Genomic DNA, 14,734 nt, shown 5'->3' with positions numbered 1-14,734 from the left:
TCGGTCGTCTCAAGGACTGGCGGCGCGTCGCCACGCGCTACGATCGGTGCCCGAAGGCCTTCTTCTCCGCCGTAGCCCTCGCCGCTACCGTCATCTTCTGGCTCTGATCAATGAGTCCTGACCCTAAATGCTTGCACGGAAGTCAAGACGACGTCATTGCGCAACAATCATATCGCAGGGCGGAGCAATTGGGACAATCTGCGTCGGGAAGCCGGAAGGTCGATTTTGGAAAGGGGCGTTCGTGCAACGTAAGGGAATCGTTCTGGCCGGAGGGTCGGGGACTCGTCTTTATCCGTTGACGCGGTCCATCTCGAAACAGCTGGCGCCCGTTTACGATAAGCCGATGATCTATTATCCCGTCGCGGTGCTAATGCTCGCGGGCATCCGGGAAATATTGATCGTTACGACTCCGGAAGATCAGCTGATGTTCGAAAGGTTGCTCGGCAATGGCTCCGACTGGGGGCTTGAAATCAGCTATGCCGTCCAGCCCGAACCTGGTGGTCTGGCGCAGGCTTTCCATATCGGCGCGGACTTTATAGGCGGCGCTCCGAGCGCTCTCATCTTGGGCGACAATATATTCTACGGCCATGGCTTGGGAGAGATGTTGCAGGAAGCTGATCGCCGTAGCGCCGGCGCCAGTGTTTTTGCCTACCGCGTGTCGAATCCGCGCGCCTATGGTGTGGTTGAAATCGATAGCCGTTGCAATGCGATCAGTATCGAAGAAAAACCCGAACATCCTAAATCCAACTATGCCGTCACCGGACTTTATTTCTACGACGAGACGGTAGTCGACCGAGCTCGCGGCCTGAAGCCGAGTGCGCGTGGCGAGCTCGAGATCACGGACCTCAACCGGACCTATATGGAGGACGGCGCTTTGTCGGTTCTGATGATGGGCCGCGGTTTTGCTTGGCTCGACACAGGGACGCATGCGTCGCTTTTGGATGCCGGAAATTATGTGCGGATCACCGAGGAGCGGCAGGGCCTGAAAATCTGTTGCCCCGAAGAGATTGCTTGGCGCTTACACTATATCGATGACGCGAAACTGCGGGCGATTGCAGAGCCGTTACGCAAATCGGGATATGGCGACTATCTTATGAGTCTCCTCGAAAATTGAGCCGTTTGATGCACCCTTCATCCCGAACAGGTTCCGATCCTAGATCCGATGGTTGGACGCCGCAGGTCACTGTTATCGTGCCGCATTATCAGGATCCGGACAATTTGGCTAATTGTCTCGCTCATCTAGCTCGCCAAACGTATCCCGCCGCGCTGTTCGAAATTGTCGTCGCCGACAATGGGTCAGCGATCGCGCGCGACCGTCTGGACCAGGTTGTGGACGGACGAGCGACGGTGGTTATCGAAACGCGCAAGGGCGCGGGGCTCGCTCGCAACGCTGCTGCAGCGGTTGCTAAGGGAGAGGTTCTCGCGTTCATCGATTCGGATTGCCTCGCGACGCCTGACTGGCTGCGCTGGGGCGTCATGGCATTACATGGTGCTGGCTTCGTAGGCGGAGATGTTACCATTGCCGATCCACAAGGTCGCGAGCATTCGGGCGCTGAAGCATTCGAGAAGGTGTTTGCCTTCAACATGCGTTCTTACGCTCACGACAAGAACTTCGCGGGATCGGGCAATCTGTTCGTGCGTCGGGCCGATTTCGAGAAAGTCGGCGGCTTTAAGGTCGGCATATCGGAAGACATGGAGTGGAGTCACCGCGCCGCGGCTCACGGGCTGGCTCTGGCGTTCGAAGAGCGCGCGCTGGTCACGCATCCCCCACGGCGCAATTGGGCCGAACTGACTCGGAAGTGGAAGCGGGTCAGCGAAGAATTGTACGCCATTGCGTGCAGCCGGCCTAACGGGCGCCTGACCTGGTTTGCGCGATCGCTCGCAATGCCGCTGTCGGCCATCGCGCATCTTCCGCGTATGTTCGCATGTCGGGACATAACTATGGGTGCCCGGTTCCGTGGCGCTGGTGTGCTGATCGCGATCCGCATGTGGCGGATGGTGTATGGATTGAAACTGATGATAAAAGCATCGACAGCATGACGACCTTAGTAGGTGATCTGGCCGTGACCGTGATCATCATTTCCTATCACAGTCATAACGATTTACTGCGCTGCTTGAGCGCGCTTGGCGCGTCCAACTACAACAATTTTCGGGTGGTGATCGTCGAAAATGGTGGCGCAGAGGCGCATGCGCAAACGGCGGCGCTTGTTCCCGTCGTACTGGGGGGAGGGCAAGCCGTGAAGACGATCTGTGCGCCTGGGAACCTCGGCTATGCGGGAGGTATAAACCTCGGCGTCAGCGCTGCGCCCGGAGGCGATGCCTATTGGATACTCAATCCCGATACGGCGCCGGATCCCGGCGCGCTGTCGGCAATGGTGGCGCGGCTTCAGCGCGGTGACGTCGATGCCGTCGGCTGCACGCTTATCGATCCCGAAGGCCGGGTCGCCGCACGCGCTGGGGGGCGGTGGACGCGAGCCGGTGCCCGTGTGATCGCGATCGGCATGGGAGAGGATAAGGCCAGCGACGGCGACGTCGCTGCGATCGAGGCGGCGCTCGGATATATCAGCGGAGCATCGATTCTGGTCAGCGCTCGCTGGATCGCTACAGTTGGTGCAATGCGTGAGGATTACTTTCTGTACTGCGAAGAGATCGAATGGTGCCTTCGAGCGAGCGCTGCTGGCATCGCTATGGGCTATGCACCGCGAGCCCTCGTGTTTCACGAGGCGGGAACGACGACAGGCTCGGGCAATTCTCAGGCGACAATGTCGCGCCTGTCCGCCTACCTGAATGCACGCAACCGCGTGCTGCTCGCGGGGGACCAGCCCGGCGGCGCATCACCCGGATCGCGGTGGCTGATCGCAGCGCATCTACTTGTGCGCTTTGGTAAGCGGCGCGCCTGGAGCGTGATGCGCCATGCGTTGGCGGGATGGACGGCCGGTATGTGTGGCGAACGCGGCATCCCGCAATGGATGGGACGCGCGGAATGAGCGTGGCGCAGGAGAATTCGGCGGGCGCGCCGCCGATACGCGTTGGACTTTTGTGGCATGCGGCGAACTCAGGTAACCTCGGCGTCGGCGCTTTGACCTTTGGCAATCTCGCCCTGCTGCGTCGAGCCGCTGCGAAAGCAGGATTTGAACCGCGCTTCACGGTACTCGGCTTCGCTGATCCTGGACGGCCGCGCTATATAGACGAGCCTGACATAGAAATATTCGAGATCGACCGGCGCGCGATGATGCCCGGTGGCGGCTTCGGTGCCGCGCTTGAGAGATGCGATCTCGCCTGCGACATCGGCGGCGGCGACAGCTTTACGGATATCTATGGTCCAAAACGCTTTGCCTTTCTCTGGTTGACCAAGCTGCTCGCCAATCTGCGCCACATACCATTGATTTTCAGTCCGCAGACCATCGGACCGTTCTCCGGCAAGCTTTATCGGTTGTTGGCGGGCATGGCGCTTCGCCGTGCATCGATAGTTTATGCGCGTGACCCGAGTTCGGCCGAGGCGGCGCGTAAGTTGGCGCCGTCCGCGACGATCCGGCAGGCAGTCGATGTAGCCTTTGCGATGCCCTTTTCGCGAACACGCCTACCCGCTGGTAAGACGCATATCGGGATCAATGTTTCCGGCCTGTTGTTCAACCGTGGGTATGACGGACGAAACAGTTTTGGCCTTAGTATCGACTATCCGGTCTTCATCCGTAGCCTTCTCGAGCGGCTGACCGCTGATAGTCACTTCGAGGTTCATTTGATCGCACATGTGAACAGCGAGAATATACCCGTCGACGACGATGGGCGGGTGGCCGATCTACTTGCACATGAGTTCCCGCAGCTGATTCGGGTTCCTGACTTTGCTGATCCGGTCGCGGCAAAAAGCTATATATCGGGGCTCGACACACTCGTAGCGGCGCGTATGCACGCTTGTATCGCCGCTTATTCCAGCGGTGTTGCGACGATCCCAATTGCTTACAGCCGCAAATTCGCCGGATTGTTCGGCGGCGCGTTGCGCTATCCGCACATGGTTCCGGTGACTGGGATGACGACCGCTGAGGCCGTCGAGTATGTCATTGACCGTATTGCTCAACGCAAGGCGCTTGCAGCAGATATTGCCCTCGGGCTTCGAGCCGTAGAGGGGCTTCTTGATGGCTATGTCGATTCGCTCGCGGCTGCGATGGCAGCAGCGAAGCAAAAGAGTTAATATCATTGTCATAATCGAGAATCGGTCGTAAATTGACGCTGGGTTTTCAATGGACAGGGAAACGGGTGTGAGTGACGGTCTCTTACTTCAGCGGCGACAGTCCGTCCGGATCGTTACGATCTTTCTGCTTGCCTCGTCGGTGGCAGCTTTTGTGCCGAGCCGCGAACGTGCTCTGATTTTGACGGGAAATGGTTCGGGCGATCCAATGGAGACGGTTCTGTTCACCCAGCCTTTCCCTGATTCGGCAGTGCAGACGGGCGTGAATTACGGTGGTGCGCCCTTGGGCGTCCGGTCGGGCGGACCGACGCGCGCGCTGCCACGGATTGGTGCGCTTGGCGGCGGCAATTCGTTCCCGCTGGCGGCCGGAACGGGGGGGGCGTCCGACAATGGAGTTTTGCCACTTGGCCGGACCGCTGAGGTAGCGAACGGTGGGGCGGATCCGGGTTTTGCGCCGACAAATAGTGATGGCGGTTCGGCCGGCGGCGCGTCGTCGGGCAGCGGCGGCGCCTTGCCGGGGAGCCCAGGCGGCGGTGGAGGCACCATCGGAACCGGGTCAAGTAGCGGCGGGTCCAGTGGGGGGTCCAGTGGTGGTGTTCCGGCGCTCGTGCCTGAGCCAGACGTTTGGGCGATGCTTATCTTGGGATTCGGTTTGATTGGCGGCCTTTTGCGGCGCAATCGTCGTGCCAGGGCCGGCGCGTTGCCTGCGGCAGGGGCCGCGTCGGTGCTGCGCTAACTCTGCGGTCTCTACTCTGATTATTCGAAAGTCAGCCGGTCGGCATCGATGCGGATCGGACCCAGCCGTTGTAGTACGTCCTGACCGAGCAATGACACGCGCGTTGGACCATCAGGGACGATAAGCTTCATATCATGTAGCGACCGCTGTCCGATGCGCAGCGTATCCACGGCTGCGAGCCGGTAGCGGGTGGTGCCGTTGATCGTGGCGAGCGAACCGCTGCCGCGCGAATCGATCGCGAGTTCTAGCCTTTTCGCGACATGCGACGACAGCACCGACCTTGTCGCACCGGTATCGATGATCATCGGCACACTGCGTCCCTCGATCACCACGCTCGCGCGGAACAGGCCGTCAGGCGACCGGATGATTGGAGCGACGGCAGGCGGTGCGGCGAGGGCTTCGGGCGCCGCTGCCGGCTTGCTGCTATCGACACGCATGTCGAGGTCAGCCTCAAGTGTCGACCAGCTCCAGCCCACGGCCCCGCTGGCGAGTGTGATGGGCGTCAAGGCCACGAGAATCAGCCGGTCGAACATGCTGAGACTTTGGACAGAAAAAGTAAAATTACAGTGAAAACAGCGTGCTTGCGCGTGATCGGGTCGAAGATCGGCTGGACTAAGCCGGCGTTGCCGACTAAAGTTACTGGCGTGGGGAGAATTCGTAATGGCCGAAGCTAGGACTGTCGACAGTACGGATCGGCCGATATGGCGCACCCGCGGGCTAATCATCGTTGCGATTTGCTTGGTCGTCTTTGCCGTTCTCGCAGGGCAGCTGGTGACCTATACCGATCTCGTTGGTCGGCTGGGCGAATGGCAGTTCGCGCGCTTCGGGCGATATTTTCCGGCGCTGACGGTGCTTCTGCCGATCGTGCTCGGACTGATCGTCTGGACCGCAGCAGCGAAGATATTACGCGTGCTTGCCGAGCGGCGCAGCGGAACACGCTCGGCGCTAGGCAAGCGCCGGATTCTGCTCGTTGATGCCACCCGCCTCCTGTTCATATTGGCAGCGGTGGCGGGTCTATTGACGCTCGCGGTGTTCACCCATTATCTCCAGTTGCCCGACAATCGCGGCAAGCTTCAGCTGGTGAGTCTCAAGACGGCGTCGGCGGGGGACCTGCGTGAAGGCCCCGTCAAACTGATCGATGCGCCGGGAATTGGGCCGGTGTCGCGCTATGCCGACGGGCTGATTTTCACGCAGCGCACCAGTTTCTTCATGCCGGTCGGCGCAGCTTCAACGGCCCGAGAAGGGGTTTCGGGGGCGGAGAAGCCCTTCAACTTGTTCGTCGAAGTCGCTCCCTCCTCGGACGATATCAGCGACGATGCGCTGGCCCGACTCGTGTCTGTCAAGAGCGCCGAACATCGCGGTCTTTTGCGAGCGGGCGCGCTACCCGCAGAAATCGTCGCCATGTACCGCGGCGCCGGCTATCCCGTTGATACGAGCAGTTCCGTGCTGTTCTTGTCGCCGGCTTCGGCCAATTTCCGCGTTCTACTTTATATGTGCGAAACGCTGGCCTTCGGGTTGATCGCACTGCTGTTCGGTCTCATCCTCAACCGCTCGAAACGCCGAGCCGACCGCGCCGAAGCAGTTGGGTCGAGCGCATAGCTGCTTTTGTTCAGCCTTCGCGAAAGGCGCGGTTGAGTTGCTGCATCAGCGGCGCGAACAGATAGGACAACAGGCTTCGTTCGCCAGTTTGCAAGAATATCTCGAGCGGCATGCCGACGACTCCGCGTTGATCGCCGAGCCGTCGGCGCTCAGATTCGCTGATCTCGACTGTCGCTTTGTAGTAGCTCTCGCCCGTGCGCTCGTCGACGAATCGACGGCTCGAAATATGCGTTACGCGCCCCACCATGTCAGGGACATTTCGACCGGTGACCGAAGCTAAGCGGACCGTCGCGATCTGGTCGTGGCGGATAGATCCGATATCCTGCGGCTGGATGCGTAGATCGGCAGTCAGACTGCCGCCGTCGGGAACGATCTCGACGACGGGCTGCGTCGGTGGAACCACGCTGCCGAGTGTCGTGAAGCGCAGATTTTCAACGATCCCGGCATGGGGGGCGCGGATCACGCTGCGGTCGAACGCATCCTCCGCGGACGCCGCGCGTAAATTCTGGTCGCTGAGTTGGGTTAGTACCGGAACGAGGTCGCCAGCGGCGGCGGCGCGCACGGTTTGCGTCGACTGGATGCCCGCCTGGCGCAGTTCGGCCATGCGCGCGCGCGACTGAGCGATGCGGGCGGAAACGCTGGCCTCGGTAGATTGGAGGTCAAACGCCGTACGTTCCATTTGGTTCAGTCGGCCGACGGTCACGAGCCCACGCATCTTGAGGCTGCGCAAACCGGCGAGTTCGGGTTCGATCAGCTTGATCTGTTCACGGGCGGCGGCACCCTGCGCTTCAAGGGCTTTTATCTCGTTGCGCGTCTGCGCTAGTTGCTCACGTATCTGGGCCTGGCTACTCGCTTCGACGCTTCGGCGCACCGAGAACAGCTGACGCGCTTCTGCCATGGCCATTGCGGCTTCGGACGAGCCGTCATTGATCAGTTCGGGAGGGAAAGTGATGCTGTGGGACCCGTCCCGTTCGGCACGCATGCGGGCGCTCGCGGCGAGCAATTGCTGCACCGATTGATGCGCCGCGCTGGCGCCGGCGCTCGATAGTGCCGATTCTAGTCTGATCATCGGCTGACCTCGGCGGACATGTTGACCCTCGCGGACCAGCACTGCCTCAATCACCCCTCCGGTGGGGTGCGACACCTGTTGGATCGCCACTTCGGTGCTTAATTGGCCTTGCGCGATGACGGCGCCGTTGACGGTGATTAGGCTTGCCATCGCGGCAAACAGGATCACGAGTCCGCCGACCGCGATCGCGCCAAGGCGGATTGAACGGAACAGGGCCTCCCGCGTATTCTCCATCGCGGCCCCCACGACATCGTCGGGGGCATCAATCGGAGCATATGGCCCCTTACGAAAATTCTTCATCGGCATGCTCATGCCACTTCTCCTTTGGCGATCGGGGTTGCCGCCCCGCCTGCACGAGGCCCGTCGGAATCGCCCAACCTAGACTGGCTAGCGCGCGCTCTTGCCCACACCAATGATCTCGGACCGAAATCAGCGACCGAACCGAGCCGGAGAACCATCAACATATCAGCAAGCTCTACCGCACGCTGGTCGTTAGAGGCGATTACTACTACCGCACCGCGCGCGCGTGCGCGCGCGATAACCGCCTCCATGACCTGCGCGCCGGCGGGATCGAGCCGGAGAAACGGATCATCGATGAGAAGTAAGAAAGGCTCGCGAACGACGGCGCGGGCAACTGCAATGCCGCGTCGCGACGCTGCGCTCAGGCCCTCGCCACCTTCGCCGATCGGCTCTGCATATCCGCCGGGCAGGCGTAAGATCGCTTCATGCATTCCGGCAGTCTGCGCCGCCGCAATGATGCGTGCATCTGGAATGGCTGCATCGAAGCCAGATATATTATCGGAGATGCTGCCAGCAAACAGCAGCGCATCCTCGCCGACATAACCGATGCGCTCGGCAAGCCTTCGTGGATCGAACTGGCGGAAACCGGCATCATCGAGCCGGATATCGCCCTCAATGCCAGGCCAGACGCCAGTCATTGCCCTGAGCAGGCTCGTCTTACCCGATCCCGCGGGTCCCATGACTGCTGTTACGCTGCCTGCGGACAGCGCGCAGTCGATCGCGCAGATCGCTGGCTGCGCCGCGCCGTCATAGTGGAGCGAGAGTGACTCGAGCGCGATGCCCCATTTCGGAAGCGGCAAGGTGAGGGAGGGCGCGGTGAAGCGAGCCGCATGCACGGTCCCGGAGCCGCTCGAGCCCGCGCTCGTCCACCAGCCTCGTCGGGGAAGCGATGCGACCGAGCGCCGTAGGTTGGCGGCAATCCGGACCATGCACGAACTCACAAGCAAAAGCGCGCCAAGAGCACCGATCGTGGTTTGTCCGGAGGCGGCCGACAAAAGCGGTACAAGCGCGATGGTGAGTAGCAATGCTGTGGTTAGCAGGCCCAAAAGTATTTCGGCGCGATCGCAATCCGCCATCGACTGGCGGTGTCGTTCGATCGAAGCGAGTGTCTCACGGGCCCATCTTTCCCGCCAGCGTGCAGTCAATCCGATCGCCGCTGCTTCCGGACCGGCGGCCTCGACTACGCGGCGTTCGGGCCCAGCGGGCGGAGTTTCGCGCGGCGCGGGAGTGCTTGCGACGCGGCGGCTCTGCCAATGGATAGCGACTCCGGCGGCGGCGAGGGCTGCCATTAGCGATGCGCCTACCAGTGGGTGTATGAGCGCTGCGGTGATGACGAGCAGCGGCAGCTGCGCCGTGTCGGCGAGCGCGACCGCAGCTGTCGTCGGCGATTGCAATGCGAGCAGGTTTGTCGATTGACTGCTATCTTCGGCAGCATCGGTCATCACCTTGAGGGCGACCATCCGGTTGATCACTTGCTTGCGGGCATGACCGAGCACCAGGCTGGCAGCGATAAGGAGCCAAGTGAACAGCGCGAGCGCGACGAGGCTGGCAGTCGAACGGGCCGGCAGCGTACTGTCGAGCATAAGCCAGACTAGCGCGGCGAGAGTCACTACCAGGACCGAGATCGCGACCGACTGGCCGATGACCAGCGCGAGTGCCGCGCGGATGCCGGATCTCGCAGACAGACGCTCCTCGTCTGCCGGATGGAACAGGGGATGCGACAAGGCGGAAGCTCCGTGCGATCTCTATAGTAAACGACAGATTTACCCTCTTTGCATAAGCGGGTAACCAAATGGTTGACGGCCTCGCTGCCGATGGACAAGACGATCTCTTGATCGGCCCCTGGGCCCCGGAACGACGATCGATAGGGGAGGAAGACGGGTGATCATCACCGATGATCGTCTTCGGGCGACTGCAAATAATCTGACCTTGGTTCGGCTTGTGCTCGCCTCGGCGGTGATCTGGAGTCATAGCTATTGGCGTATCCTCGGTATCGCGAACCGGGATGAATTGTCGCCTTGGCTGGGTACGACGATTTCAGCTTACGCCGTAGACGGCTTTTTCTTCCTTAGCGGATTTCTCGTATATCGCAGCCTGTCGCTACGCGGAAGCGTATTGGATTTCTTCGTTGCGCGACTTGCGCGGCTCTGGCCGGGTCTCGCCGCAGCGGTGGCGCTCACGATCCTTGGCGGCTATTTCCTCTCGGCGTTCCCGGCTGGCGCCTATTTCAAAGGCGACACCCTTTCTTTCGCCATCAAGAATTTGTCACTTCTTGCGGCCCATTATAATCTGACCGGACTGCAGTGCGGCGCGGAACCGTGCGTCGTAAACGGCTCACTCTGGACGATTCCTTGGGAAGTGCGCTGCTATGCGCTGCTTGGGTTGCTTGCGCTCGCAGGCCTTGCAAGCCCGCGCTGGATGGCGCGGCTGATTCTGCCACTGACCGCCGCAGGCGCTCTCGGACTCCACGTGCCCGGCATGGCGACGCTTGTCGATATGATCGGCGGCAAGGGCGTTCTCTACAATATCCAGCTGATCGACCGACTATGGACAATGTTCGCGCTGGGTATTGCCGCCTATCTATGGCGCGACCGCCTGCGGCTGTCGTGGACGATGCTGCTGCTGCTCGGCGCTCTCAACCTTGCAGCGCAGCATTGGCATATCCATATCCATATCCAGTCGCTGTTCGTCGGCTACATGGTGCTGTGCTTCGGTTTTCTGTCGGCGCGCCGAGGGGCTATTTCAGGGAGCTGGCCTGACTATAGCTATGGCATGTATATTTATGCCTTTCCGGTGATGATGCTTCTCGCTTCGGCTTTCACTTTCCACCACCATGGCTGGCTGGCACTCGCAAATGCTGCCGCGACGTTGCCGCTTGCGGCGCTGTCTTGGCATCTGGTCGAAAGACCCGTGCTCGACCGAGTGCGCCGTCGGAACCGTCCGAAAAGTACGGTTACAGCGCAAGCCAAATCGTAAACGGTGATTTAACCAACTTCCTTGCGAACACCGTAAAACGAATCCGTCATTAACCCCACCGCTAAGGGGGGCGCGGCAGGTTGATTCTCGCGCGTTACGGAAAGGCCGATATCGTGGCAATCAAGCTGGTGAATACGTCGGAAGCGCTGCTGGCTGCGCTCAAGACTGCGAAGGAGGGCGATATCATCAAGCTCGCCCCGGGAACGTATGATCATCTCGTCATCCGCTCGTTGGATTTTCCCAATGTCACGATCACATCGGCGGATTCTAACAATCGCGCGGTGTTTTCGGACCTGATGATAAAATATGCCAGCGGGTTGAATTTCAGCGGAATCGATATGGTCGCGAGCGCATCCAGTGCGAATAATGTCTTCCAAGTCTTCGGATCGAAGAATATCTCATTTGACCATATCACCGTGTCGGGTCCGGATAATCTAGGCAGCGGCAACGAAAAATCGGCATTCATGATTCGCAGCAGCAGCGATGTGACAGTGTCGAACAGCGAATTCCACCATCTGTGGCACGGCATCAACATGCTCGATAATAGTGACGTGACGATTGTCGGAAACAATTTTCACGACATCCGCACCGATGGCGTACGCGGCGGAGGCAATTCGGATCTTATCATCAGCAACAATATCTTCACCGACTTTCGTCCGAATACCGGTGATCATCCTGACGCTATTCAGCTTTGGTCGACCAATGCGGCCGAACCCGGCCGGAACATTACCATTTCGGACAATCTCGTGGTGCGCGGAGATGGCAGCCCCGTGCAAGGAATTTTCATTCGCGACACATTCGGCCAAATGCCGTTCGAGAATGTGGCGATTACCGGCAATCTGGTAATGGGCGGCATGTATCAGGGTATTGCGCTCAAGGGCGTCGATGGAGCGGTCATCATAGGCAACCAGGTGGTTGCCTATGATGACCAACTGTCGTGGATCCTCGCCGATTCGGCGAGCAATGTGAACCTAGCTGACAACATCGCGTCGAAATTCCTTATCAATGGCGTCTCGCTTGCGCCGAATGGCAACAAGCTTGCTGCGCCGACCTCGGTCGGCGAGGTGTCGGCGCTCCAGCAGTGGCTCACCGGGCACAACGATTTCGTCAAGCAATGGGGCAGCAGCGACACGGTCTGGTTGAAGACGGGACTCAAAGAACCAGCGCTCGCCGCTTTTCCGCCCCCGCCGCCCTATATCCTCGTTAGTGGGACGGACGGCAATGACCGCCTGCAAGTATCGGTCTATGGCGATTCACGGCTCGAGGGTGGCGCTGGCAATGACACGCTCACGGGCGGTGGCCAGAAGTCTCAGCTTGCTGGTGGCGACGGGGATGATATCTATTTTGTAAAAACCGCCAATGATGTCGTCATCGAGGAAGTGAACGGGGGAAGCGACTCGGTCTACGCCTCAATCGATTACACACTCCCCGCGAATGTCGAGACGTTGCGCCTGCTGGGCGAAGGTCTGACAGGCACTGGAAACGACCTTGACAACCGCATGGTCGGCACGACCGGCACGGACCGCTTCTATGGCATGGATGGGAATGACAAGATCCAGGGCTTGGGTGGTGACGACTGGATGTGGGGGGGGAATGGCGATGACAATCTGTCGGGCGACGATGGCGACGATCATCTGTTCGGCGAGGCCGGTAACGACACTCTTCTGGGCGGGAACGGCAATGATTTCCTATGGGGCGGCGACGGCAATGACATTCTTGAAGGCGGCGCGGGATCGGACGTCATGACGGGCGGGGCCGGCGCTGACGAGTTCCGCTTTCGCAGCGATCATATCAGCGCCGATGCAGTCGACGTTATCACCGACTTCCAGCGCGGGGTTGATGTCATCGGCCTGCGGGCGATCGACGCCAATATAAACACGAGGGCCGACGACGCGTTCAAGTTCGTTGGCACGGCAGCGTTTAGCGGCAAGGCTGGCGAACTTCGTTACGAGGTCAGCAACGGCACCGCCCATGTCTATGGAGATGTAAACGGCGATGGGATCGCCGACTTCACCATTGTTCTGAACGGGGTCCAGACGCTGGGCGCTGAGGATTTTTACCTTTAGGCATGGAGGCTTTCAGCCGGGCCGTCGGCGCGGCCCGCCATCAGCTCCCGCGGACCGAAGGCGAGCGCCGCGCCATCGCGCATCGCGAGGATGTGGCTGACATGGGGCAGGAGCATCGATCCGTGTGCTACCATGAGAACGATTGCTCCGCGGCTACGCGCAGCTGTGATCGCGGTACCAAGCGTTGCGCGAGCCTCGTCGTCGAGATGAGCGTCGGGTTCGTCCAGCAGGATCAGGAAGGGATCGCCGAACAGCGCGCGTGCGAGTGCGACGCGCTGCCTTTCGCCGCCTGACAGCGCAGATCCGCCGATGCCAACTTCGCGCGCATAGCCGTCGGGCGCGGCCGCGATCGCGTCATGGATGCCAGCTGCGCGTGCGGCGGCCACGATTGCTTCATGCTTGGCCGCGGGATCGAAGCGCGCGATATTCTGCGCGATGCTACCGTCGATTAGTTCGACATCCTGCGGTACATAACCAAGGCTCGCGCCGAGGCTCTCGGGCGTGAAGTCCGCCATGTCCGCCTTGTCGAGACGGACCGCGCCAGCGCGGATCGGGTATAGGCCCGCGATGGTGCGTAAAAGTGTCGATTTGCCGCTGCCATTGGGCCCCACGATCGCAATTGCTTCTCCTGCGAGCGCTGTGAGGCTCACGCCATGAATGATATCGGGCTCGGCGCCTGGCGGGCTAGCCTTCAATCCCACGACATCAAGGCGCTCGCGCGGCGGGGGTAGCGCAACGGCGCGCTGCGTCTGCGGCAAGTCGGCCAGCGCGGCGGAGAACTGGCTCCAGGCGAGCCGTGCGGCCACAAGGCTTCGCCAGTTGGCGATCGCCCCGTCGATCGGCCCGAGTGCTCGCGACGAGAGAACCGACGAGGCAAAAATTACTCCGCCGCTAGCATAGCCGTTGATGACGAGGATTGCTCCGACGGTCAACACGATCGACTGCAGCACGAGCCGGAAGACTCGACTGAAGCTGCCGATCGACCCCGCGGTAACGGCGAGCCGTTCATTCGCGGCAAGCAACTCAACAGAGGCATGTGACCAATGTCTTGCCATATGCCGGTCTATGCCCATCACCGCGATCGCGGCTGCGCTACGCCGGTTCGCATCGGCGAGGCGCGCACGCGCAGACGTCGCGCGCGCGAGTTGCGCGGTTTCGTCACGCGTGATCCGGTCGGCTGTCCAGGTCAGTGCGACGAGCAAGCCCCCGCCGACGAGCACTGTGGCACCAAGTAGCGGATGAAGCAGAAAGAGGGCGACAAGGAACACCGGCACCCATGGCAGGTCGGCAATCGCCGCGGGGCCGTTGCCTGACAGGAACTGGCGAATCTGGTCGCTGTCGCGCAACGGCTGGAACGCATCCTCGTCGGGCGCTGCGCGCGCGCGGTGCGCAATTAGGCGGCGTGCGGCGGGGTTCATGCTATGGTCCACCAGCGTCGAAAAATGTATCAATACGCGGCTACGGACTTGATCGAGCGCGCCTTGGAAGGCGTAGGCCGCGAGCACCATCACGAACAGACCGACGAGCGTGGGGATGCTGAGCGCGGGAAGCACCAGATCATACACCGCGAGCATGTAGATCGAGCCCGCCAGCATGAGTATATTGAGCGCGGCGCTGAGCACGGTGACGACGACGAGTGTACGCCGGCCCGAAGGCTGCGTCGCGATCAGGTCGCGCAGGCGCGCCGCAGGCTCTTCTAGACCGGTGCTCTCCATCGCTGTGCTTGCGGTGGCTGCGGGCTTGGTCGTCTTGGTGTTGGAGTTCGTCATCAGCCGATTATCGCTGCGGACACTCGCCGCATT

Annotated in this window: 11 protein-coding genes and 2 pseudogenes; 9 read left to right on the top strand and 4 right to left on the bottom strand. The window is 60.8% G+C overall.

Annotated features, from left to right (window positions below):
- The 6 genes and pseudogenes from U0S50_RS18085 to U0S50_RS18570 form a co-directional block, all read left to right on the top strand.
- Positions 1 to 107: pseudogene (locus U0S50_RS18085) on the top strand (IS5/IS1182 family transposase); the annotation flags it as partial.
- 155 nt (positions 108 to 262) lie between these two features.
- Positions 263 to 1,114 carry a glucose-1-phosphate thymidylyltransferase RfbA gene (gene rfbA / locus U0S50_RS18080; RefSeq protein WP_322310039.1) on the top strand — a complete coding sequence of 284 codons (852 nt, stop codon included), beginning with the start codon at positions 263 to 265 and terminating at the stop codon, positions 1,112 to 1,114.
- An 8-nt stretch (positions 1,115 to 1,122) separates the two neighbouring features.
- Positions 1,123 to 2,040 carry a glycosyltransferase gene (locus tag U0S50_RS18075; protein ID WP_322310037.1) on the top strand — a complete coding sequence of 306 codons (918 nt, stop codon included), beginning with the start codon at positions 1,123 to 1,125 and terminating at the stop codon, positions 2,038 to 2,040.
- Positions 2,037 to 2,987 carry a glycosyltransferase family 2 protein gene (locus U0S50_RS18070; RefSeq protein ID WP_322310036.1) on the top strand — a complete coding sequence of 317 codons (951 nt, stop codon included), beginning with the start codon at positions 2,037 to 2,039 and terminating at the stop codon, positions 2,985 to 2,987. The genes U0S50_RS18075 and U0S50_RS18070 overlap by 4 nt, the downstream gene beginning before the upstream one ends.
- Entirely contained in the window at positions 2,984 to 4,189 is a 1,206-nt protein-coding gene (locus U0S50_RS18065) for a polysaccharide pyruvyl transferase family protein (RefSeq protein WP_322310035.1), read from the top strand. Before U0S50_RS18070 ends, U0S50_RS18065 begins: the two co-directional genes overlap by 4 nt.
- Positions 4,190 to 4,787: 598 nt before the next feature.
- Positions 4,788 to 4,922: pseudogene (locus U0S50_RS18570) on the top strand (PEPxxWA-CTERM sorting domain-containing protein); the annotation flags it as partial.
- 20 nt (positions 4,923 to 4,942) lie between these two features.
- Here the strand turns inward: U0S50_RS18570 and U0S50_RS18055 are convergent.
- Positions 4,943 to 5,455 carry a retropepsin-like aspartic protease gene (locus U0S50_RS18055; protein WP_322310033.1) on the bottom strand — a complete coding sequence of 171 codons (513 nt, stop codon included), beginning with the start codon at positions 5,453 to 5,455 and terminating at the stop codon, positions 4,943 to 4,945.
- 238 nt (positions 5,456 to 5,693) lie between these two features.
- Here U0S50_RS18055 and U0S50_RS18050 point away from each other — a divergent pair, with 238 nt between their 5' ends.
- Positions 5,694 to 6,521: a hypothetical protein gene (locus U0S50_RS18050; protein WP_322310032.1), complete on the top strand. Its 828-nt coding sequence runs from the start codon at positions 5,694 to 5,696 to the stop codon at positions 6,519 to 6,521.
- Between the two features lie 10 nt (positions 6,522 to 6,531).
- Here U0S50_RS18050 and U0S50_RS18045 read toward each other — a convergent pair whose 3' ends face one another.
- Together U0S50_RS18045 and U0S50_RS18040 are read right to left on the bottom strand one after the other, a co-directional pair.
- Positions 6,532 to 7,824 (bottom strand): HlyD family type I secretion periplasmic adaptor subunit, encoded by a 1,293-nt coding sequence (locus U0S50_RS18045; RefSeq protein WP_322310038.1) that lies wholly within the window; start codon positions 7,822 to 7,824, stop codon positions 6,532 to 6,534.
- Between the two features lie 74 nt (positions 7,825 to 7,898).
- Positions 7,899 to 9,614, bottom strand: coding sequence for an ATP-binding cassette domain-containing protein (locus U0S50_RS18040; RefSeq protein ID WP_322310031.1), 1,716 nt, complete (start codon positions 9,612 to 9,614; stop codon positions 7,899 to 7,901).
- Positions 9,615 to 9,771: 157 nt separating this feature from the next.
- On the opposite strand from U0S50_RS18040, the gene U0S50_RS18035 reads away from it, so the two are divergent.
- Together U0S50_RS18035 and U0S50_RS18030 are read left to right on the top strand one after the other, a co-directional pair.
- Entirely contained in the window at positions 9,772 to 10,866 is a 1,095-nt protein-coding gene (locus tag U0S50_RS18035; protein WP_322310030.1) for an acyltransferase, read from the top strand.
- Between the two features lie 113 nt (positions 10,867 to 10,979).
- Positions 10,980 to 12,932 carry a calcium-binding protein gene (locus U0S50_RS18030; protein WP_322310029.1) on the top strand — a complete coding sequence of 651 codons (1,953 nt, stop codon included), beginning with the start codon at positions 10,980 to 10,982 and terminating at the stop codon, positions 12,930 to 12,932.
- Here U0S50_RS18030 and U0S50_RS18025 read toward each other — a convergent pair.
- A complete protein-coding gene (locus tag U0S50_RS18025; RefSeq protein ID WP_322310028.1) occupies positions 12,929 to 14,701 on the bottom strand; it encodes a type I secretion system permease/ATPase in 1,773 nt (590 codons plus the stop codon). The genes U0S50_RS18030 and U0S50_RS18025 overlap by 4 nt on opposite strands.
- Positions 14,702 to 14,734: the final 33 nt, after the last annotated feature.

Origin of the sequence: Sphingopyxis sp. (assembly GCF_034380315.1) — a bacterium.
In the GTDB taxonomy this organism is placed as follows: Bacteria; Pseudomonadota; Alphaproteobacteria; order Sphingomonadales; family Sphingomonadaceae; genus Sphingopyxis.
The sequence above is the reverse complement of the archived record's forward strand: the minus strand, read 5'-3'. Positions and strand labels throughout refer to the sequence as shown.

Excerpts from the sequence above, each read along its gene's own strand:
- U0S50_RS18075 (WP_322310037.1), top strand. The coding sequence starts at position 1,123 with ATGCACCCTTCATCCCGAACAGGTTCCGATCCTAGATCCGATGGTTGG.
- U0S50_RS18045 (WP_322310038.1), bottom strand. The coding sequence starts at position 7,824 with ATGGAGAATACGCGGGAGGCCCTGTTCCGTTCAATCCGCCTTGGCGCG.
- U0S50_RS18055 (WP_322310033.1), bottom strand. The coding sequence starts at position 5,455 with ATGTTCGACCGGCTGATTCTCGTGGCCTTGACGCCCATCACACTCGCC.
- U0S50_RS18025 (WP_322310028.1), bottom strand. The coding sequence starts at position 14,701 with ATGACGAACTCCAACACCAAGACGACCAAGCCCGCAGCCACCGCAAGC.
- U0S50_RS18070 (WP_322310036.1), top strand. The coding sequence starts at position 2,037 with ATGACGACCTTAGTAGGTGATCTGGCCGTGACCGTGATCATCATTTCC.
- U0S50_RS18065 (WP_322310035.1), top strand. The coding sequence starts at position 2,984 with ATGAGCGTGGCGCAGGAGAATTCGGCGGGCGCGCCGCCGATACGCGTT.